Origin of the sequence: Pleomorphomonas diazotrophica, assembly GCF_002844595.1 — a bacterium.
Taxonomy (GTDB): domain Bacteria; phylum Pseudomonadota; class Alphaproteobacteria; order Rhizobiales; family Pleomorphomonadaceae; genus Pleomorphomonas; species Pleomorphomonas diazotrophica.
In genome coordinates this window covers 943948-965542 of sequence record NZ_PJNW01000002.1, presented here as the reverse complement: position 1 = coordinate 965542, position 21595 = coordinate 943948, and the positions used below count along the sequence as shown (strand labels likewise).

The following is a 21595-nucleotide window of genomic DNA, read 5'->3' as shown; positions in this document are numbered from 1 at the left end:
CCGCCTATCGGTGCCGGTTTTGGAGGTCCGGCGCCAGCCGCGCCATCTGCACCACATCGCGATACTCGTCCCCGAAGAGCGCTGCGGCGCGCATCACGCCCTCGCGAACAAAGCCGCGAGTCTCGTAGAGCGCGATTGCCCGAACATTGTCTGAAAACGCTGTGAGCTCGATCCGACGGAAATCCAATCGCTCGGCGGCGGCAATGGTCACGTCGAGCAGAGTTTTGCCAAGGCCTTTACCGCGCCACTCCGGCAGCAGCCCGATGCCCAGCCTGCCGACATGCGCCTCGATCTCGAACGAATGGCGGCAGACGTCGCACCAGCCGACAAGGCTGCCGCCGACAACGGCGGCCAGATGCGGATTGCCGGCGCCGATGCTTTGTTGCAGGAACTCCACCGTACCTTCCATCGACGGCGCGTCGATGAAGCGCAGATAGCGTCGCTCGCGCGCCACGACACCGACCACGTGGTTGAAGTCGGCGGCATCGTCAACCGACATCGGACGAATGACAACCTCTTCATCGACCATGATGCTGCTTGCCAGTAAAGTGACGTTATTTCAATAGATTATTGAGTTTTTTTGAGATATGCAAGCAAGAGTGGCGGAGCTTTTCGCTTTGTTCGCGACCGGCGTACCGGGCGGGATTTGGAGACCTTCATGGTGCAGACCACAAGAGTCGTTGTTATGATCATTGCAGCCGCCCTCATTGTCCAGGCTGCGGTTCTCTATGCCATGGGACAGCCGTCGATCTGCGCCTGCGGCACGGTGCGCCTATGGGCCGGTACGGTTCTCGGCCCCGAAAACTCCCAGCAGATCACCGATTGGTATACCCCTTCGCATGTCATCCACGGCATACTGTTCTTTGCTCTCGGCCGTCTGCTGTTCCGGCGATGGACGTCGCCGCTCTTCGCCCTGGCGCTGGCGCTTGGCATTGAGGTGGCCTGGGAGCTCATCGAGAATTCGCCGCCGGTGATCGCCCGCTATCGCGAGCAGGCGCTGGCACAGGGCTACTCCGGCGACAGCATCCTGAACTCGTTGTCGGACACCCTGGCCATGCTGGCCGGATTCTGGATCGCCGCCCGCCTGCCAGTCCGGGCCAGCATCGCGCTTGCGCTCGCCGCCGAACTGTTCACGGGCCTGATGATCCGGGACAACCTGACGCTCAACGTGGTGCAACTGCTCGCGCCCAACAAGGCCATATCCGCTTGGCAGGCCGAAGGCGGCGTCTACGGCGCGACCTCGCAGGACTGATGCCCGTGTTTCAGATCGCGCCGGGAAAGATCTCCGATAACACGGCTGCGGCTTTGCTCCAGTGGGGGATGCGCGGATAGCCGGTGACGTTCGCATTGTGAGGGGATGAGAAGACGATCCCCTGCCCGCCGAATCTCTGGAAATGCCGTACATTGTCGTCGATCAAGCAATCGGCGGCGATGATGCTTTTGTCGCCGCAGAAAACGATGTTGAGCGGATCGACGAAGGGAAAGTGGCGGCGCAGCCAGAGGAACTTCGGACCGAACGAGTTGGGAAATTCCATCGCCGCCGAGGTCACAAACAACTCGCAACGCGACGCGATGGCCGACAGCGCCGCCTGACTGCCCTCGATCACCGGCAGATCGGCAAAGAACGCGCCATCGTGCATGGCGCTCCACAGCGACTCGGCCGCTTCCAACTCCAGCACATCGAAGATCTGCCGACCATGCAACGCCTCGGGTGTCCATCGTGGTCCATGGCGGCCAACAAGCCAGTTCAGCATGGCGCCATAGGTGTCGGCGATGACTTCGTCCATGTCGACGGCGACGCGGATGCGGCTCACGATGTTCTCCGGACAACTTCGCATATGAATCGAATCAAAATAAGCCGAGCGAGCCCGTGCCTGCAAGTTCGGCTTAAAGTTTCTTCGCTGATGCTCTATGCAGCGGCGAGCCCGCAGCCGCTCTCCGGCTCCATTCGTCAAGGAGGCACCGATGGCCCTCGACCGCGTTCTCTCCGAAGCCTTCATTCCTGAACTGCCCAATTACTACAAGGGCAAGGTGCGCGAGAACTACGATCTGCCGGACGGCAGCCGCGTCATTATCGCCACCGACCGCATCAGCGCCTTTGACCGCGTGCTGGCGGCGATTCCCTTCAAAGGCCAGGTGCTGACCCAGACGGCACGCTTCTGGTTCGATGCCACGGCGGACATCTGCCCCAACCATGTCATCGCCTATCCCGATCCCAACGTGGTGATCGGCCGCCGGCTCGATATTCTACCCGTCGAGGTGATCGTGCGCGGCTATCTCGCGGGTACTACAAGCACCTCCGTTCTTACCAAATACCGGGCTGGCGAGCGGCACATGTATGGATTGACCCTGCCTGACGGCCTTTACGACAACGAGAAGCTCCCCTCCCCGATTTTGACGCCGACCAGCAAGGCATTCGACGGCGGTCACGACGAACCGCTGAGCGGCGAGGAGATCGTTGCGAAGAAGCTGCTGACGCCCGAGCAATGGGCCACGGTCTCCGACTACGCGCTGAAGCTATTCGCGCGTGGCGCCGAGATCGCCGCCGGACACGGCCTCATCCTTGCCGACACCAAGTATGAGTTCGGTCTCGATCGCGACGGCACGATTGTGCTTGCCGACGAGATCCATACCCCCGACTCGAGCCGTTACTGGATCGCCGCGTCCTATGCCGAGGATTTCGCCGCCGGTCGGCGTCCGAAAAGCTTCGACAAGGACTTCATCCGCGCTTGGGTGGGGGCGCGCTGCGATCCTTACAAGGATGCCATTCCCGAAATACCCGAAAGCATGGTCGCCGAGACCTCGAAAGTCTACATCGACGCTTTCGAGGCGATCACTGGCCAGATCTTCGTGCCAGACGTTTCCGGTGCGACGCCGCTTGAACGGGTGCGGGCAAATCTCGCCCCCTATTTCGCCAAATGACGTGTCGATATGGCATGTCGGGCCGAATGAAGGTTTGCCGGATTGGCAACGTCCTGTGAACCAATCGTCGTTTATGCTACTGGCAAAGTTGACTAAAGCGGCGGGCTGGCCGCTTCGACACGGGGCTGGGAGCAGAAAGATATGGGGCAGATCGCCGGCGGAGCCAGTCCGCTCGATGACAATCCTGGCCTGAAGAAGGCGCTCGACAAGCTTGAGAAGCTGACGTCCGTGCTTCGCAGGTCGGAGCCGGTTCGCCCGATCGGAACCGACAACCCGGTTCATGCCCTCCAGGCGACGACCGAGGCCGCTTTCGCCTCCGCTCTGCCGGAAGCTGACACGACCCCGGCTCCCGCAAGAAAAGCCAGGATGGCAACCGCCGCCGCGCCGACGCTCCTGTCGATGAAACAGGCATCGGCCATGACCACGCTGTCGGTATCATCGATCAAGCGCATGATGGCCGCCGGCACGTTTCCAAAGCCAGTCCGGCTCGGCGAAAGCCGCATTGCCTTCGTCGATGCGGAAATTCACGCCTGGGTGCGTGCCCGCATCGCCGAGCGTGACTGAGCTTAGGCGCCCCGGACCTCTTGCGACACGGCGTTCGCCGTAGCGCGAACCAGTTCCGCCAACGCTTCATAACGCTCCGGCGTGACCATGTCCGCCTGAACGACCGTTGCGATGGCGGCGACCACATGGTTGCGGCCATCGAACACGGGCGCCGCGATGCAGGAGATATCTTCGAGGATCTCGCGGTCATCGAGCGCCCAGCCGCGCTGACGCACGAGGTCGAGCTCCCGGCGCATCGCTTCGGGCGAAGGGATGGAACGCGGCGTCATTCTCGTCCATTCGAGGTCGGCGAGCAGCCGTTTTCTTTCCGCTTCATCCAGGAAGGCCAGCAGTGCCTTGCCCGTCGCCACCCGATTGAGGGGCCAGCGCCTGCCGTCATAGCCTACACTACGGGCCCCGCCGTCGGGACTCGCGCTGGCAAGAACCACGGCGTCCCGTCCTTCAAAGGTGGCGAGCTCACAGGGAAAGCCGGACTGTCCAGACAGAGACTCCAGGTGTCTGAGCGAGAGGCTGTCGATGGTACGCTGCCGGATCCCGAGGCTTCCGAGCTCGCAGATCTTTGGCCCAAGCATGAAGCGGCCGTCCGATTGGACCTGCACCGCGCCGATGTCCGTCAAAGCCTTGAGAAGCTGGTGCGTCGTGCTTTTCGGGAGATCGAGGGTCTTCTGGATCGTTGAGAAAGGCAGCCGGCCACGGCGTCCGACCAGATCGAGAATTGACACCGCTTTCCGTAGCGATGGAACGGCAACCGCACGGCGCGATGCGGCTGCCTCATTGCCTTCTTCACGGACCATTGCCCGCCCTCATCAAGTTATCACGTGCAACAAGCTTTACGACGTGCGGAAAAGCGGGCCATCCGTGGCGACACGTGGATATGTACAAAAAAATGCATCCGTTACTGACAATGTCCGGGCAAGGTTGAAATTAGCTTGCGCCCATAAACGACTCCTTGCAAAACCCAGCGGCCGACGATCGCTACACCTTTTCCCGGCTTGGCTTTTTCTCGCTGCGAGGGGTTGCTGGCCGGCTCGGCGCCATCGCCGGACGAAACCCGGAGCCACCCATGTCTTCCCTTCCCGATACGTCCGGAAAGGCGCCGTTCGAGCAGCCTCGCAACGCGGAGCGGACGTTGCTTGCCATCCTCTTGGTTGTTGGTTCGACGGTCTTTTTCGCCGGCGGCGACGTGGGCGCCAAGCTGATGAAGGAGACGGCGCCAGCCCAACTTGCGACGTGGTTTCGCTACCTGATTTTCTTTCTCGTGGCGATTCCCTGGGCTCTGTGGTCCCGCGGCCTGTCGGCTTTCCGCCCTGCGAGCTATCGCCTGCAGATCGGCCGCGGCCTTGCCGCCGTTGCATCGACCAGCTTCTTCGTTCTCGGTCTCGCCTATCTCGATGTGCCCTCCAATACGGCGATCCACTTCATTTCGCCGATCATCGTGATGGTCCTTTCGGTCTTCGTCCTGGGCGAGTTGGTGGGAATCCGGCGCTGGCTGGCGGCAGCGGTCGGCTTTGCCGGCGTACTGCTGATCGTCCGCCCTGGCACCGACAGCTTTCAGCTTGCAGCCCTGCTGCCGCTCGGATCGGCGACTGCCTGGGCTCTGGGCGCGCTCTTCACGCGCCTGATGAAGCATGAGCCGACGGAGGTCACGTTCATGTGGACGGGCATCGTCGGTCTTGGCGTCTCGACGCTCTTGGTCGTGCCTGTGTTCTATGTTCCGACCGGCCTCGAGCTTGCCTATGGGATTGGCGGTTCGTTGAGCTTCACGCTAGCCCACATGTTGTTCATTTCGGGACTGAAGCTGGCACCGCTTTCGCTGCTGGCGCCAATCACCTACGTCCAGTTGATATCGGCTGGTATTCTCTCCTATCTGTTCTTCGGAAATTTGCCGAGCTATCATACCCTCCTAGGGTCGGCACTGATTGCTGGCTCAGGCCTCTATTCGGCCCACCGTGAACGGATCCGACAGAGGACACCCGCGATGCCGGTGCCTCCCGTGCAATAGCGGTCGGCGCCCCATTTGCTCGGGCGGAACCGGAATGCGCAATCTTAGTTTGTAGTATGCGGCGCTGGCGGACCCTTGTTCTTCGGTGCTTTCTGAGTTCATCGAGCGAGAGGAGAACACCCATGCAGAGATCTTCCATCATTTGGATCGTCATTGCGATCATCGTGGTGATCGGCGCCATCGTCTACTTCTCGGGCAACAACACGGGCACCACCACCCCTCCGCCGCCCGCTACGTCAAGCGCACCGGCGACGCCTGCGCCTGAAACTCCGGCGCCTGCCGCGCCGACAACTCCGGCCCCGGCCGCGCCCGAGGCCCCGGCTGCTCCGGCGACGCCGCCTGCCACCACCACGCCGTAACGCTCGGCCTTCGGGCTCCCGGCGGGCCGCCATTCGGCCGGGCTCATGCAGTCTCCCAAAACGAAATCGGCGCCCTCAAGGGGCGCCGATGTCATATTGCTTCGATGAAATCCTAGAGCTTGCGGTCAAAGACCGCGCTGCGCGGCGAGCCGCCCGTTCCCTCCCAAGCCTCAATCATCGCCTGCATGCGCATGGCGAACTCCTGGCTATCCTGGGCGACGGCGGCGTTGGCCGGAGACTCGGCGGCCTGTTCAGGCGCCTTGCTGTCTGACGACATGAGCACCTCGAAGCCGGATACCTGGTCGAGCGGGCTGGCCTTGACGGTGTTGGCCTTGGTCAGCGCATTTGCCGACACCAAACCGGCGCCCTGCCCTTGCGGCTTGTCGGTTGACGTATCGACGGCATTGCCGTCCGTCTTCTCCGCAACCTTGACGGCCTTCTCGGCGCTGAGGTCGGTTGTCGTCGACTGGTTCTGCTCGGTCGGCGTCTTCGGCACCGGCGAGGTCACGCCAGTAAAGACCGGCTTCACACTCGCGATATCCATGATCTGTCCTTTCGAGCCGGATGGCGGATGATCCGGATCACCGAAGGAAGCCTACGCCGAGGACCTGAAAGGAGCGTTCTCACCATCGCTAAAATTTTAACGATGTGCATCATTTCCGGCCGGATTCCGACCGCGGTCGCCCGCTCACGCGACGGCGGTCACTAAATCAGACAAGGTATTAACGGCTTGCCAACGGCGAGCGGATTCGATGCCGATCAGGACGTCGGATGGATAAGGGGCCAGGGCGAGGCTTCTCCATCGCGCGGCACGACGACGTGGATCAACACGGTTTCTTCGGCGGCGAGCGCTTTCGGCAGAATATCGGTAAGTTCGGCTGGCGATCTCACCGAATGCGCCTCGATGCCAAAGGCCTCGGCGAGTTTCGGAAAGTCGGGGTTCCGAAGGTCGGAGGCGATGAAACGTCCCTCGAAGCGGGTCCGCTGGTCGCGGCGAACGTTGCCATAGGCGCCATTGTCGAACACCACCGCCACCACGCCGATACCCTCCTGCGCGGCGGTTGCCAGCTCCTGCAGGCCGAACAGGAAGCCGCCGTCGCCGCAGACGGCCAGCACCTTGCGGCCGGGGTTGGCGACCTTGACGCCGAGCGCCGTTGGGAAGCCGTAGCCGAGCGTACCCTGGTAGCCCTCGCTGACATAGGTCCGCGGCAGCTTCGCCTCCCAGGCAAAGTAGGACGCAAAGCCCGCTTGGCAAAGCTCGGTCAGGAAGAAGCCGTCGTCCGGCAACGCGGCCCGGATGGCCCGGAGATAGTTCACCTCCGGCTGTATCTTGGCGATCTCGCTCTCCACGGCGGCCTTGGCGGCGCATATCTCGCTGCGAATGGTGGCGCCGTCACGCCCGGGCGCATCGGCCTCAAGACGACGGATCGCGGCGATCAGCGCGCGGAGGCCGAGTTTCGCATCGGCGACCACCGGCGCATCGGCCTTGAGACGCACCAGTTCCTCGGGATCGATGTCGATACGAACGAGCTTGCGGCCGCCGGGCAGCCGCTCGTGATAGGTCATCATGCCGGTCCAGCGCATGGTCGGCAGCTCCAGGCGCGTGCCGACACCCAGCACGACGTCCGTTTCCTTGTAGAGACGGTGTGCGACGGCCGACGACAGACCGAGTGGATCGCTCTCGGCGACAATGCCCCGGCCGCCGCGCAACGCGGTGACCGGTGCGTCGAGAAGCGTGGCGATCGCCCTCACCTCCTCCGCCGCATGCTGGGCGCCGCTACCGGCCATGATCATCGGCCGGCGGGCTGTGACGAGCAGCCGTGCGGCTGCATCGATCTCCGCTGCATCTGGCTCAGGCGGCGGCGGAATGATGGCGGCTCCGGGGGGCTCGACAATCGCCGTTTCCCCCATGCTGTCCCAGGCCATTTCAAGGGCGACTGGGCCGGGCCGGCCACTCAGCATCTGCCGGAAGGCTTCGTTGACGAGATCAGGCGCATCCTCCGCCCGCTCGATGCGCGCCGACCATTTGGTCATGCGCCGCAACAGGCCGAGCTGGTCAGGGATCTCGTGCAGATGACCGCGCCCCCTGCCCTCGAAGGACGTGGGCACGTTTCCGGTGATGAGCAACACCGGCGCGCAGCAGCCGAGGGCGGTGATCAGCGCCGCACCGGCATTGAGGATGCCGGGTCCGGGAACCACGGAGAACACGCCGGGCCGGCCGGTGGAGCGGGCGTAGCCGAAGGCCATGTAGCCCGAGGCCTGTTCGTGGCGGGCGCCATAGGTACGGATCCGGTCCGCCGACAGGGCCAGCGCATCGAAAAGCGGATAGGTCTGCACGCCCGGCAGGCCGAACAGCGTGTCGACGCCATTGGCAATGAGCGCGTCAACGATCGCGCGACCGCCGGAGACGGCGTCACGAACTTGTAGCATGATGTTCTCCCCCGAAGACGTCGTCAGGTCAGTCGACCGGATACCCAACAGCCTTCAGCGCCGTCACGAAGGCCGGAATGTCGCGGACATGCAGGCCGGCGACATTGATCCGGCCGGAACCGGCCATGTAGACGGCGTGGTCCTTGCGAAGGGCCAGTACCTGCTCGGGGCCGAGCGCCAGCGTCGAAAACATGCCGGTCTGCGTTTCGTGCGCCTTGAGGCCCGGACCGGCTGCGGCCAGTGCCGAGCGCACTCCGCGAACGCGGGCGCCCATGCGGTCGATCTCTTCGCGCCAGATGCGCGTCAGCTCGGGATCCTCGAGAATGGTCCGGACGATGGCCGCGCCATGGTCCGGCGGCATCGACCAGGATACCCGGCTGAAGGCGGCAAGGTTGGACATCACCACCGAGGCTGCCTTCTCGTCGCGCGCCTTGACGTAGAGCGCGCCGACGCGCTCGCGGTAGAGACCGAAGTTCTTGTCGCAGGAATAGGCGACCATCACCTCGTCGAGGTTGTCCGTCAGAAGGCGCACGCCATAGGCGTCACCTTCGAGCCCCTTGCCGAGGCCGTGATAGGCGAAGTCGATCAGCGGTACGACGCCGGTCTCCTGCAGCGCCTTCAGAACCGTCCGCCAATCGGCCGGCTCCAGCTCGCCGCCGGTCGGATTGTGACAGCAACCATGCAGCAGGACGACGTCACCGGCCGAGGCGCTCTCGATCGCCGCCACCAGCGAGGCGACGTTCACCGTCTGCGCCTTCACGTCGAAATAGGGGTGCGGCACCGCCTTGAGGCGGGTGGCGTTGAGGATTTGCAGATGGTTCGGCCAGGTGGGCGCGCCGTAGAGAATCTTGGCGTCGGGACGCGCCAGTGCCACCAGATCGGCGGCGAGCCGCACGGCGCCGGTGCCGCCGGGGGTCTGGATGCCGGCGACGCGGCCGCCCGGATCCTTGCCGAAGACGATGGGCTTCAAGAGATCGGTGTAGACGGGGTCGCCTTCCGGCCCGAGATAGGCCTTGGTGGTCCGAGTTTCGAGAAGCACCTTCTCGGCAGCCTTCACCGCCGCCATGATCGGGGTAACGCCACTGTCGTCGCGGTAGACGCCGACGCCGAGGTCGAGCTTCTGGGGGCGTGGATCGGCACGGTAGAGCCCGATGAGGGCAAGCAAGGCGTCGGCTGGCTGTTCGGGCAGTGTGTCAAACATTTGAGGCACATCCAGATGGCGGTGAATAACTCCACCTTAATGGGGTTCCACGGATTTTTCTCTGCGATTTCCTGAAAGACAATTGCTCGCGGCGAAGATTTTCAGCATTATGCCGGCCGCTCGCGCATGTTTCTTGCGTGGCGCCTTTCGGAGTTCCGCGCCTTGGAAGAGTTGGATGTCTTCGACCTGCGTCTTCTCGCCGCAATCCAGGCGAAGGGCGACATGACCCAGGCGGAACTGTCGGAAATCGTGCATCTGTCGCCAACCCAATGCGCCCGCCGGCTGCAGCGCCTCAGGGCCGATGGTTTTGTTCGCGATATCGTCGCCATTCTCGATCCCGAGCGACTGGGCATCAACATTATCGCCCACACGCTGGTGGGCCTGCGCAATCATGACGACGAAACGGGCAAGGCCTTCCGGGCTTTCGTGGATGCTGCCGACGAGGTGGTCGAGTGCTGGTCGCAGACCGGCGATGCCGATTATCTCCTGAAGATCATGGTGAAGGACCTCGGCGAACTGGCCAGCCTCATCGAGCGGCTGATCACCGCCGTCGGCGGCTTTGCCTCGCTCCGCTCCTTCGTGGCGCTTAAGGCCATCAAGCGGACCACCACGGTGCCGATTCGCGCGTGAGTTCGCCCGTTGAGAGACGGCTTTCTTCTCCAAAATCGAGTGTCACTGTCTTCAGGCGCACCACCCTCCTTGGCGGGATTGGGAGGTGCTCGCCCGCCTCGATGAAATCGACGCACTTGCTTTCGTTTTATATTCATTTGCTTTCGTAGTTTTGCTAGGGTCGCAACCGACTGAAAGCGTGCCGACAAAAACGGTGCGACAGCTGGAGGGCTGCGATGACGGGCGTGGACATCCTGGTAATTGGTGGCGGCATCAACGGTTGCGGCATTGCCCGTGATGCGGTGGGGCGCGGCTATTCCGTGCTACTCGCCGAGATGGGGGACCTTGCTTCCGGCACGTCGTCCGCCTCGACCAAGCTGATCCATGGCGGCCTTCGCTATCTTGAGCATTACGAGTTCCGTCTCGTCCGTGAGGCGTTGACGGAGCGGGAAGTCCTTTGGGGCATGGCGCCGCACATCATTTGGCCGCTGCGCTTCGTGCTGCCCCATCATGCCGGCCTCAGGCCCGCTTGGCTGCTCAGGCTCGGTCTCTTCCTCTACGATCATATCGGCGGTCGCCGACGGCTGCCGCCGACCCGAACGCTCGACCTTGGCGCCGACGTTGCCGGACGGGCGCTGAAGGCCGGATATGGCAAGGGGTTCGAGTATTCCGACTGCTGGGTGCAGGACGCCCGCCTCGTGGTGCTCAATGCTGCCGACGCCGCTGCCCACGGCGCCACCATTCTCACCCGGACGCGTGTCACCGCAGCGGTTCGTGCCGGTGACCGCTGGGAGGTCACGCTCACCGACACCGAGACCGGAGACATCAGAACTGTCACCGCCAGTCTCCTCGTCAATGCCGCCGGCCCATGGATCGATGACGTGCTGCGCTCCGTCACAGGCATGCCGGAGGCGCGCCATGTTCGCCTCGTGCAGGGCTCGCATATCGTCGTTCGCAAGCTCTACGACCACGATCGCGCCTACATCTTTCAGAACGGCGATGGGCGCATCGTCTTCGCCATTCCCTACGAGGGCGAGTTCACGCTGATCGGCACCACCGACCGGGATTATTCCGGTGATCCGGCCGAGGTGGGGATCACAAAGGAGGAAGTTGCCTATCTCACCGCCGCCGCCTCGGATTATTTTGAACAGCCGATTACCGATGCCGACGTCGTCTGGACCTATTCCGGCATTCGCCCGCTTTACGATGATGGTGCATCGAAAGCCCAGGAAGCGACGCGCGACTACGTGCTGAAGCTCGACGGCGCGGAAGACGAGGCCAAGTTGCTCAACGTCTTCGGCGGCAAGATCACCACCTACCGCCGACTTGCCGAAAGCGCACTGTCGCTGATCGGCGAGGCGCTCGGCTTCAGAGGCGCGTCCTGGACGAAGGGTGCGATACTGCCGGGTGGCAATCCGCCGGCCGGCGACCTCGCTGCCTACCAAGCCTATATTATTGCCCACCGCCCCGGCATCGATCCGGACCTGATCGAACGGCTTGTTCATACCTACGGCACCAAGACCGAAATGATCCTTGCCGGGGCCGCCGTCACCGCCGACCTCGGACGCGATTTCGGTGCCGGCCTGACCGAAGCCGAGGTTGCCTATCTCGTCCGGGAGGAATGGGCGAAAAGCGCCGAGGACATCCTTTGGCGGCGTACCAAGCTGGGGCTCCGCGTGCCCAGGGAGGCCGCTCAGGACATCGACGCTTTCATCGCCGGATTGCGTTGAGCCGGGGAGAAGGCTCGGACAGGCGCTTGCGCCGCCTCGCCGGACAACTACAACTCAAGCAAAACCAAGGACGGGAGGAGACCGACCATGGCCGCATTCATACTCGCCATCGACCAGGGCACCACATCGACGCGGGCCATCGTTTTCGATGAGGACTATCGCGTCAAGGGTGTCGGAAAGCAGGAGTTTCCGCAGCACTTCCCGGATTCGGGCTGGGTCGAGCATGAGCCGGAAGACATCTGGCACACCACGCTCGAAACCATGCAATACGCTCTCGCCCGCGCCGCAGTGTCGCCGCAGGATATCGCGGCCATTGGCATCACCAACCAGCGCGAAACGACGCTGATCTGGGACCGAGATACCGGCAAGCCCATCCACCGCGCCATCGTCTGGCAGGACCGCCGCACGTCCGATCGCTGCGCCACGTTGCGGGCCGACGGGGCCGAGGACATGGTGCGTGAGAAGACTGGCTTGCTGCTTGATCCTTATTTCTCCGGCACCAAGATCTCCTGGCTGCTCGATAACATCGAAGGTGCCCGCGCTGCCGCCGAAGCCGGACGCCTGGCCTTCGGTACCGTTGACACATTCCTGCTCTGGCGCCTCACCGGTGGCCGGGTCCACGCCACGGACGCCACCAATGCCTCCCGCACCCTCGTCTACGATATTGCCGCCGGCGACTGGGATGACGACCTCCTCCGCCTGTTCGGCGTGCCGCGCGCCATTTTGCCCGACGTGCGCGACAGCGCCGCCGACTTTGGCGAGACCGACCCCGATCTTTTCGGCGTTGCCATTCCGATCCGCGGCATTGCCGGCGACCAGCACGCGGCGACCGTCGGCCAGTCCTGCTTTTCGCCCGGCATGCTGAAGTCGACCTACGGGACCGGCTGCTTCGCCTTGCTCAATACCGGCGATGAGATCGTTCGATCCTCCAACCGGCTCCTGTCGACCATTGCCTATCGCCTCGATGGCAAGATGACCTACGCCCTCGAGGGCTCGATTTTCATGGCCGGCGCCACCGTGCAATGGCTGCGCGATGGTCTTCGCTTTTTCGAGCGCTCGGACCAAGCGGGAGCACTGGCCGACCACGCCGATCCCAACCAGAACGTCTATCTCGTGCCGGCCTTCACCGGCCTTGGCGCACCCTGGTGGGATGCGGAGGCGCGCGGCGCCCTTTTCGGCATGACCCGCAACACAGGACCGGCCGAAATCGCCCGCGCCGCGCTGGAGGCGGTGTGCTACCAGACACACGATCTGCTCGAGGCGATGCGTCGCGACTGGACCGGCTCGTCGGAGACCGTGTTGCGCGTCGACGGCGGCATGGTGGCAAGCGACTGGACCATGCAGCGCCTCGCCGATCTTCTGAACGCGCCCGTCGATCGTCCGCTGGTGCTGGAAACCACCGCCCTCGGCGCTGCCTGGCTGGCGGGCCACAAGGCGGGTGTCTGGCCCGATATGCAGGGTTTCTCTGCCAGCTGGAAACGCAATCGGCGCTTCCTGCCGCAAATGGACGACCAGACCCGGCAGAGAAAGCTGGCTGGCTGGGCCGACGCGGTCAGGAGAACCTTGACCACCTGAAGATCTTCCGGCCCGCCGCCTCCATCGACGGGGTGTGGCGGGCCAATCCCGCCCCTCGTCCATGGTTTCCCCGTCCCTGCCTAATTCTTGTTCAAATTCCTCATAGTAGTTTCGCGGAGAGGAAGATGGGATTGATTGTCAATTCCACCGCCCAAAGCGATATTTGTTTCATCGGAAGAGTGTTTCGCACGCGTTCGACTTGTCCCGATCGCTACGGGGCAATCACATCCACATCGTTTTGATCCATGTCATCGCCGAAACTAGCCTTAAGGCTAATCATGAGGGCATCGGATAGCGTGAACGTGTGGAGGTGTGAATGATCGACAAATCGTCCTCCAAGGCAGGTGGAGAGGGCTGCGGCTGCGATCGGGAACCGGAACTCATGCGCCGCATGGCGATGACGCTCGATTCCGACCAGTTTCTCCAGGGTATCGAGCGCAAGCTGGCCGCCGACCGATGCCACGAATGCACCGAGCTCGAAGCCTGCAAGGTCTGGCTCGACATCACCTCGATCCGCGGTGCCGTGCATCCCCCGAAGTTCTGCCGCAACGCTGATCTGTTCGAGGAAATCAGCAACGACGCCGCCTCGTCATCCTTCTGACGGGACGGAGGCGCACGGCCGCCAAGCGTCACGCGGCGTCGGCCTCATCGTCGACGGAAACGGTCAGCGAGGCAAAGCTGTCAGACACCTCCACCGGTTTGTCGGTGCGGGTGCCAAGGCCGGACTTCGCCCGTTCAAGCGACTTCAGGGCGAACTCGCGGAACGCTTTCACGGGAATGGGCGGCGAGTAAATGTAGCCTTGCGCCTGGACGACGCCGATCGACTTGAGGTGCTCGACCTGATCCGGCCGCTCGACGCCCTCGGCGACGATGCCGAGGCCGAGCTGGTGGCCAAGCTCGACCAGCGTGTCGACGATCGTCTGCGACGAATGATCGGTGCCGATGTGGTCGATGAACATCTTGTCGATCTTGATGATGTCGACACCGAGCTTCTGCAGATAGGCGAGACCGCCATGGCCGGTGCCGACGTCGTCGAGCGCCACCGAGGCGCCGAGCGCCTGGATGCGGCCGATGATGGCGCGTGACAGGGCCAGATCCTTGAGCGGGTGTTGCTCGGTGACTTCGAAGCAAAGCTGTTCGTAGCGGATCTTGGAGTTGCCGTAGATCCGCTTGATGTCGTCCATGATCTCAAGATCGTTGAAATGCATGGCAGTGAGGTTGATGGCCAGCTTGAGGTCGGGGTTTTTGTCGTAGATGTCGGAGACGTCGACCACCGTCTGCGCCATGAGCTGGCGGGTTATGTCGCGAATGGCACCGGTCGCCTCGGCATAGGGCAGGAACTGACCCGGCGGTACCATGGTGCCATCGGGGCGCAGCCAGCGGACCAGCACCTCGCAGCCGCGAATCTCGCCGGTCATCAGATCGAAGACGGGCTGGTAGTAGGGAATGAACTCGTGATTGTCGACGGCACGCGAGAAACTGTCGCCATCGGACTGGCGCCACATCGACCAGGTGACGATGATGAACACGCCGAGGCCGGCAAGCGTCGACAGAATGATGGTGATGGCTCTGAGGCTTGCGATCGACTTCTTGGCTGCCGCCTCATCGACGGCCACCCGCACCTTGATCGGATAGCGCTCCGAGGACATCGTTGAGACCAGGGGCGACGATTGGTCGCTCTCGGTCCATTTGCCCGCGAACTTGCTCCACTCCGAGCCATCGTCGAGGTAGATGGATGTGACGCTGGAGTCCTCGAAATAGCTGGCCCCGGCCTGGATATCGAGGGCCCGCGATGCAAGGCGGGCAACGAGGCGCAGCCGGTCGTCCACGCGTAGCGTGACCACCGCCTGTCGCTTGTCCTTGCCGTCGCTCAACACGGACAGCATCACCGAGGGGTCACCCTTCTCCGCCACCGGCAACCGGGCCGGCGCGGCCAGCGCGCCCATCGGCTCACCGCAAATCAGCGTGCCCGCCTCGTCGGTCAGTCCGATCTGCACGACGAACTCCGAGTTGAAGGCGGTCATGCCGAAGGCGGTACGATCTGGAAGGCTACAGGTGACCCGGCCGCTTGCCCTGAGATCAGCGAGTAACCTCAGCGCCTCGGCGACGGTCGTCTCGGCGCGCGCGAGATAACGCGCGGCCATGGAATCGGCTTCGGTCTGCCCGGTTGAAATGGCATGCTGGGAGAGAACATAGTCAGCGGCGGCAATCGGAACGGTCGTGACGACCGCCGACAGGGCGAGCAGCCTCAGCCATTTCAACCAGCGGAACTTCACGTCGCATCCATTCGATCTTCAGCCCAGCCACTTGACGGCCCCACGTCTTGGCGCGTGGAAACAGATACCGTCGTTTCGATAATTTATCTTTGGTCGGCCTGGATGAAGAAATGGTTTCCCGCGCTCGGTTGGCCGCTCTTTTCTTTCGAGCCGATAAGCTCGTGGCAGGGCTGCGAAAATTGATCGGAAGCATGGCTTGTACGCCGACCGTCATTTGGCCACAATGCCGGTCTCGATAGGCGTGGGTTATCTCTATTTGTCGATAAAGACTTAATTGGGAGTGTGAAATGACGATTTCCAGTCGCTGGTCCCTTACCGTCGCTGTCGTGGCGTTGACCGCGGGCTTCGCAGGGCCGGCCTTCTCGGCGGCAACGCCGGAACAGGTGACGGCGGCCCTGACCAAACTGCTGGCGACGGACAAGGGGGCAACCTTCACGCTGGGAACGCCGACCCAGTCGGACGCGGGGGTCGTCTACAACAACGTCTCGATCAAGTCTTCCGAGGGTGAAGAGACCAAGATCGCGGTACTGACCGTAGGCAATCCGAACGTGGAAGGCGACACGCTGAGCGCCGATTCCATCCTCGCCGAGAACATTACCGGCACGACCGATGGCGACGCTCTCGCGGTTGCCTCGCTCGAGCTCACCGCCCCGGTTTTCACCGGGACCGAAACGGGCAACCGCGTTGATGCCGTCTCGGTCGACGGCATTTCCGTCACCAAGCCGGGCAAGACGCCGGTCCTGATCGACAATGTCGCCCTCACCTTCTCGGACTATACCAACGACGTGCCGCAGGCCATCGACCTGTCCGTCGAGGGCATCGTGGTCGACCCGGCGGCGCTCGCCGATGAGAACGATCAAGTCGCCAAGCAGCTCAAGGCGATGGGCTACGACAAGCTCACGCTCGGCTTCTACGGTTCGGGCTCACTCGATGACGCCAGCGGCGACCTCGTCGTCAAGGAGATCACCATCGACGGGACCGATCTCGGAACCCTGAGGCTCACCGGCACTTTCGGCGGGCTCACGGCCGATGTCGTCAAGCAGCTCAAGCAGCCCAACCCGCCGCAGGACGCCTTCGGCAAGATCACCCTGAAGCAGGCTTCGATCTACTATGGCGACGCCTCGTTGGCTGGCCGGATCATCGCCGAGCAGGCCAAGCAGATGGGACAGGAGCCGGCTGCCTTCGTCGGCCAGATAACCGGCGCCCTGCCCTTGCTCCTGTCGTCGATCGGCAACCAGCCGTTCCAGGACAAGCTGGCGCAGGGAGTGACCACTTTCCTCAAGGACCCGCAGAATCTGACGATTAGCGTCGAGCCGGCGGCGCCGATCCCGCTGATGGAAGTTCTCGCCACGTCGCAGACCGCGCCCCAGACGCTTCCTGATGTCCTGAAGGCCGACGTGATGGCCAATCAGCCGGAAACCGAGGATGGCGAGGCTAGCGAAGGCACCGACACCAACTGATCGAGTAGCCGACCCGCCGTACGGGCCGGCTCACTCTGTCAAGGCCATGCGCCGCGGCGGAGGCGATTTGCCCGTAATCGTCAGGACTACAAAGGGGCCGGTTCGCCGGCCCCAGACACTGCACATCCGGGAGTATCGTCGATGAAGACCAGCGCTTCGCTTGGCGTGGTCGCCGCGCTTGCCGCGTTTAACTGCCCTTCGCTTGCCCAGGCCGAGACGCCGCGGGAAACCCTGGTCCGGCAATGGCTTGAGACCGCTGCCTTCGGGCTACCGGTAACCATTGGCGGCAGCAACTTTGATCCTGCCACGCAGACCGTAACCCTCTCCGACGTCAGCATCGGCGAACTCGATGATGACCTCATCGCCGTTCATTTCGACGAGTTGTCCGTCGAAGATCCGCGCCTAGCGCCGGGCGACGCCTTCGCCGCCCACGCCGTTCGCGCATCGAACTACAAGGTGGACATTCATTACGACGTCGCCAAGTGGTTCCCTGGCTTGGCCGCGCTGGAGTCCGGCAGTTCGGGCAAGGAGCCTGACAAGGCAGCGTCTCCCGCGCCCAAACAGAAGCCGGCAAAAAAGATGCAGGAGGAAAGCCGCAGCGACAACCAGACCGACGACAAGACGCCGTCGGCGCCCGAACGCGATTCCGAGACGGAAACGACCGCCCCGCCGGTTGTCGACTATTCCTTCTCTGCCGAGACGATGCTTGTCGAACGGCTGGTTTTCCCGCGGCCACCGAAGGCTTTGCCCTCTGACCGACCCGTTTATGAAACAGTGTTCAGCTACGCCGGCTGGATGACCAGCGTAAGGGCCGATTGGGCCGAGGTGAACGAAGTCCGGCTCGAGACCAGCGGCATGTCCGAAGGCGATTTCGTCACGACCTACTCGCTGGCCTACATGTCCGGCATGCATGACGGCCGTGTCGAGCGGGCTGGCATCAACTCGATGGAGCAAAAACCGAAGGACGAGACGTCGCCGCTGAAGTCCGTGACGATCGACAGCACCTATGTAATCGGCACGGACTTTGGCAAGGCCCTCGAAGCGCTCGATCCGGCCAAGTATGTCGGCGGCGTTGGCGATGGCAGGGCGCGCACGATTTACTCGCAATACGGCCTCAACAACATCGTTCTCGCATTCGACGGCGCGACAGCGAGTATCGGAAACATCGAGGCCAACAACGTTTTCCTTCGCCAGACCAACCAGCCGGTGATCAAACAGATCATGGAAGCGCTTGGCGATCCCAAGCAGATCGAGGCAGACCCCATTACCTTCATCTCCACCGTTCTCCCTAACTACACGCAGCTCATGGGAGTGGGCCTGGTTCGTGCCAGCAAGATCGAGGTGAAGGCCGACGACGAGAGCTTCGATTTTGGCGTCAACAGTTTTGACGGCAACGACATCAGCGGCAATGGCATCGGTGCCTTCACCCTGCGCGATATCACTGCCTCTTCCAAGGACACGTCGATCAAGGGCAGCCTGTCGCTCTTGACCCTCCAGGACATCCGGTTCGGTTCGCTGGCATCGCTTCTGGATCTTGGCAAGAGTGCGTCCGAAGGTAACCAGCCGTCCGGCGAGGCGATGCGCGAGGCCCTTGTCAACGGCGGAACGTCATTCGGCTTCATCGAGCTGAGCACGCTGTCGGTGGAATCGCCGCTCGGTTCCGTGGGGCTAAGTTCACTCGCCCTCACCAGCGGCGACTATATGGGCACCCTACCCCAGCGCAGTGACTTCACCTTTACGTCGCTGTCGCTGCCGGTGGCGCTGCTAATGGACGAGACTGTCGTCTCCGAGCTGACCGGCATGGGGTATGAAACCCTGGATGTTTCCGGTGGCCTGACGGTGTCCTGGGATGCCGAGAAGGGCGACCTCCATCTTGAGGACCTTACCCTCAAGGCAGCCGATATGGGCGCCGTGTCCAGCGACTTCCATCTCGACGGCCTGCCGTTGTCCCTGATCGAAAAGCCTGAGGAGATCGAAGCGCGGATGAAAGAGGCCAACCTCGTCTCCGCCTCCGTCACCTACGGCAACGGCGGCATCGTCGAGAAGGCGTTCGAGGCACAGGCAAAGAAGAACGGCCAGGATGGCGACAAGCTCAGGGAGAACATCGCCGGTGCCTTGCCGCTCATGCTTAGCTTCCTGGAAGACCCCAAGCTACAGGCAAAGTTCGAAAAGCCGATCGCCGACTTCATCAAGGATCCGAAGTCGATCACTCTTACCATGGCGCCGGACAAGCCGGTTCCCTTCGCCGAGCTTGAAAAGGTCAACACCGACAAGCCGAACGATCTTATCCGCCTCTTGAATGTCGGCGTGATCGCCAATCAGTAAAGCTTTACGCCGTACGGTAAAACCCAAGAAAAAGGCCGGGGAGGTGCCCTCCCCGGCCTTCTCTTTTCTCTACGCTGCCGATCAGTTCGGCAGGTTCAGCTTGAGATGCAGCTCGCGAAGCTGCTTGATCGAGGCTTCCGACGGCGCCCCCATCAGCGGATCCTCGGCGCGCTGGTTCATCGGGAACAGCGTGATCTCGCGGAGATTCTGGGCACCGCACAGCAGCATCACCACACGGTCGACACCGGCCGCCATGCCGCCATGCGGCGGTGCGCCATACTGGAAGGCGCGATACATGCCGCCGAAACGTGCCTCGACCTCGGCCTTGGACGTCCCGACCAGCTCAAACGCCTTGACCATGGTCTCCGGCGACTGGTTGCGGATCGAACCCGAGGCCATCTCATAGCCGTTGCAGACCATGTCGTACTGGAAGGCCTTGATGGTCAGCGGGTCCTGGTTGTTCAGCGCATCGAGGCCGCCCTGCGGCATTGAGAAGGGATTGTGAGCGAAATCGAGCTTCTTCTCCTCGTCGTTCCACTCGTAGAAGGGGAAGTCGACAATCCAGCAGAGCTCGAAGCGCTCCGTATCGACGAGGTTCAGGTCGAAGCCGACTCGATTGCGCGCTTCTCCGGCAAACTTGTAGAACTTCGAGGGGTCGCCGGCGACGAAGAACACCGCATCGCCCTCGGTGAGGCCGAGCTGCGCACGGATCGCCTCGGTGCGCTCGGGCCCGATGTTCTTGGCAAGCGGGCCAGCGCCTTCCAGTGCGCCGTTCTCCGACCGCCAGAAGATGTAGCCGAGGCCGGGCTGGCCCTGTCCCTGTGCCCAGGAGTTCATGCGGTCGCAGAAGGCGCGGCTGCCGCCGGTCTTGGCCGGGATCGCCCAGACTTCCGTCTTCGGGTCGGCCTCGATCATGCGGGCGAACACCTTGAAGCCGGAACCAGCGAAATGCTCGGTCACCGCCTGCATTTCGATCGGGTTGCGAAGATCCGGCTTGTCGGAGCCATAGAGGCGGATGGCGTCGTCATACTTGATGCGGCGGAACTGCTGGGTGACCGGCTTGCCCTCGGCAAACTCCTCGAAGACGCCACGGATCACCGGCTCCATCGTGTTGAACACATCGTCCTGCGTCACGAAGCTCATCTCGAGGTCGAGCTGATAGAACTCGCCGGGCAGACGGTCGGCACGCGGGTCCTCGTCACGGAAACAGGGCGCGATCTGGAAGTAGCGGTCGAAGCCCGCCACCATCAGCAGCTGCTTGTACTGCTGGGGCGCCTGCGGCAGCGCGTAGAACTTGCCAGCATGGATACGGCTCGGCACCAGGAAGTCGCGCGCGCCTTCCGGCGAGGAGGCAGTGAGAATCGGGGTCGAATACTCGGTGAACCCTGCATCTTCCATGCGGCGGCGCATGGAGCGGATGATCTTCGTCCGCTTGACGATGTTGCCGTGCAGCGTCTCGCGGCGCAGGTCGAGGAAGCGGTACTTGAGGCGAACGTCCTCCGGATACTCCGGCTCGCCGAACACCGGCAGCGGCAGATCCTTGGCCTGGCCCAGCACGGCGATCTCGTTGGCGAACACCTCAATCTCGCCGGTGGCGAGGTTGGCGTTGACGGTCTCCGGCGTGCGGGCGCGGACGAGGCAGTCGACCCGGATCACCCACTCGGAGCGCAAGGTCTCGGCCAGCTTGAACGAAGCGCTGTCGGGATCGACCACCACCTGCGTCATGCCATAGTGGTCGCGCAGGTCGATGAACAGCAGGCCACCATGATCGCGCACCCGGTGCACCCAGCCGGACAGCCGCACATTCTGCCCGACGTCGCTGGCTCGAAGCTGGCCGCAGGTGTGGGTGCGATAGGCGTGCATGGTTATCGTCCTGTCTCGTTGAATCCGTTGGGAACGGCTCCGGATTCCCGCTTGGGGACGGCCGGATCTGTGGGCGCGACAAGCGCACGGCGAGGCAGATTTGTCAAGAATTCTGACGGAGTTTGCGCGCTTCGCCGGCTCGGCAACTTTACCCGATCACAGTTGAAAGCCGGACCGGCGGAGGCGGAAGAACTTCCCATTGCCGGCGTTTTTCAAGCGGCAGCCTCGCAGTTTGCCGGCTTCGTCGGAATAGTGTCACTCGATTGTGGGAGAAGCCTT

Annotated in this window: 19 protein-coding genes; 11 read left to right on the top strand and 8 right to left on the bottom strand. The window is 62.9% G+C overall.

The features are described 5' to 3' along the window. Positions 1–4 precede the first annotated feature (4 nt). The gene (locus tag CXZ10_RS05445; protein ID WP_101288059.1) at positions 5–529 is read right to left on the bottom strand and encodes a GNAT family N-acetyltransferase; all 525 of its coding nucleotides are present in this window, start codon (positions 527–529) and stop codon (positions 5–7) included. A gap of 129 nt (positions 530–658) precedes the next feature. On the opposite strand from CXZ10_RS05445, the gene CXZ10_RS05440 reads away from it, so the two are divergent. Then, positions 659–1252, top strand: coding sequence for a DUF2585 family protein (locus CXZ10_RS05440; RefSeq protein ID WP_101288058.1), 594 nt, complete (start codon positions 659–661; stop codon positions 1250–1252). A gap of 10 nt (positions 1253–1262) precedes the next feature. On the opposite strand, the gene CXZ10_RS05435 is transcribed toward CXZ10_RS05440, so the two are convergent. Then, complete coding sequence (locus tag CXZ10_RS05435) at positions 1263–1814, bottom strand: 5' nucleotidase, NT5C type (RefSeq protein WP_210199843.1); 552 nt, start codon at positions 1812–1814, stop codon at positions 1263–1265. 151 nt (positions 1815–1965) lie between these two features. Between CXZ10_RS05435 and CXZ10_RS05430 the strand changes: the two genes are divergently transcribed. Beyond that, positions 1966–2922, top strand: a complete 957-nt coding sequence (locus CXZ10_RS05430; protein ID WP_101288056.1) for a phosphoribosylaminoimidazolesuccinocarboxamide synthase — start codon at positions 1966–1968, stop codon at positions 2920–2922. 141 nt (positions 2923–3063) lie between these two features. Further along, positions 3064–3486, top strand: a complete 423-nt coding sequence (locus tag CXZ10_RS21755; protein WP_244617066.1) for a helix-turn-helix transcriptional regulator — start codon at positions 3064–3066, stop codon at positions 3484–3486. Between the two features lie 2 nt (positions 3487–3488). On the opposite strand, the gene CXZ10_RS05420 is transcribed toward CXZ10_RS21755, so the two are convergent. Beyond that, positions 3489–4280, bottom strand: a complete 792-nt coding sequence (locus CXZ10_RS05420; protein ID WP_101288055.1) for an IclR family transcriptional regulator — start codon at positions 4278–4280, stop codon at positions 3489–3491. A 269-nt stretch (positions 4281–4549) separates the two neighbouring features. On the opposite strand from CXZ10_RS05420, the gene CXZ10_RS05415 reads away from it, so the two are divergent. Next, positions 4550–5488 (top strand): DMT family transporter, encoded by a 939-nt coding sequence (locus CXZ10_RS05415; protein WP_101288054.1) that lies wholly within the window; start codon positions 4550–4552, stop codon positions 5486–5488. A gap of 122 nt (positions 5489–5610) precedes the next feature. Further along, entirely contained in the window at positions 5611–5847 is a 237-nt protein-coding gene (locus tag CXZ10_RS05410; RefSeq protein WP_101288053.1) for a lipase chaperone, read from the top strand. 112 nt (positions 5848–5959) lie between these two features. On the opposite strand, the gene CXZ10_RS05405 is transcribed toward CXZ10_RS05410, so the two are convergent. The 3 genes from CXZ10_RS05405 to CXZ10_RS05395 all read right to left on the bottom strand — a co-directional run bounded on the left by CXZ10_RS05405 (position 5960) and on the right by CXZ10_RS05395 (position 9478). Continuing rightward, positions 5960–6391 (bottom strand): hypothetical protein, encoded by a 432-nt coding sequence (locus CXZ10_RS05405; protein WP_101288052.1) that lies wholly within the window; start codon positions 6389–6391, stop codon positions 5960–5962. Between the two features lie 215 nt (positions 6392–6606). Then, the gene (locus CXZ10_RS05400; protein ID WP_101288051.1) at positions 6607–8277 is read right to left on the bottom strand and encodes a thiamine pyrophosphate-dependent enzyme; all 1671 of its coding nucleotides are present in this window, start codon (positions 8275–8277) and stop codon (positions 6607–6609) included. Between the two features lie 28 nt (positions 8278–8305). Next, complete coding sequence (locus CXZ10_RS05395) at positions 8306–9478, bottom strand: amino acid aminotransferase (protein ID WP_101288050.1); 1173 nt, start codon at positions 9476–9478, stop codon at positions 8306–8308. Positions 9479–9640: 162 nt separating this feature from the next. Here CXZ10_RS05395 and CXZ10_RS05390 point away from each other — a divergent pair, with 162 nt between their 5' ends. From CXZ10_RS05390 to CXZ10_RS05375, 4 genes are all read left to right on the top strand, one after another. Next, on the top strand, positions 9641–10108 hold the full coding sequence (locus CXZ10_RS05390; protein WP_210199842.1) for an Lrp/AsnC family transcriptional regulator: 468 nt from the start codon (positions 9641–9643) through the stop codon (positions 10106–10108). Between the two features lie 215 nt (positions 10109–10323). Continuing rightward, positions 10324–11817, top strand: a complete 1494-nt coding sequence (gene glpD / locus CXZ10_RS05385) for a glycerol-3-phosphate dehydrogenase (RefSeq protein ID WP_101288048.1) — start codon at positions 10324–10326, stop codon at positions 11815–11817. Positions 11818–11904: 87 nt separating this feature from the next. Further along, complete coding sequence (gene glpK, locus CXZ10_RS05380; protein WP_101288047.1) at positions 11905–13392, top strand: glycerol kinase GlpK; 1488 nt, start codon at positions 11905–11907, stop codon at positions 13390–13392. Positions 13393–13708: 316 nt separating this feature from the next. Then, positions 13709–13993 carry a DUF6455 family protein gene (locus CXZ10_RS05375; RefSeq protein ID WP_101288046.1) on the top strand — a complete coding sequence of 95 codons (285 nt, stop codon included), beginning with the start codon at positions 13709–13711 and terminating at the stop codon, positions 13991–13993. A gap of 28 nt (positions 13994–14021) precedes the next feature. Here the strand turns inward: CXZ10_RS05375 and CXZ10_RS05370 are convergent, their stop codons facing one another. Further along, entirely contained in the window at positions 14022–15668 is a 1647-nt protein-coding gene (locus tag CXZ10_RS05370) for an EAL domain-containing protein (RefSeq protein WP_101288045.1), read from the bottom strand. Positions 15669–15955: 287 nt separating this feature from the next. Here CXZ10_RS05370 and CXZ10_RS05365 point away from each other — a divergent pair, with 287 nt between their 5' ends. After that, a complete protein-coding gene (locus tag CXZ10_RS05365; protein ID WP_101288044.1) occupies positions 15956–17128 on the top strand; it encodes a hypothetical protein in 1173 nt (390 codons plus the stop codon). 141 nt (positions 17129–17269) lie between these two features. Beyond that, on the top strand, positions 17270–19453 hold the full coding sequence (locus CXZ10_RS05360) for a hypothetical protein (protein WP_101288043.1): 2184 nt from the start codon (positions 17270–17272) through the stop codon (positions 19451–19453). A gap of 81 nt (positions 19454–19534) precedes the next feature. Here the strand turns inward: CXZ10_RS05360 and aspS are convergent, their stop codons facing one another. Further along, positions 19535–21316: an aspartate--tRNA ligase gene (aspS, locus tag CXZ10_RS05355; RefSeq protein WP_101288042.1), complete on the bottom strand. Its 1782-nt coding sequence runs from the start codon at positions 21314–21316 to the stop codon at positions 19535–19537. Positions 21317–21595 lie beyond the last annotated feature (279 nt).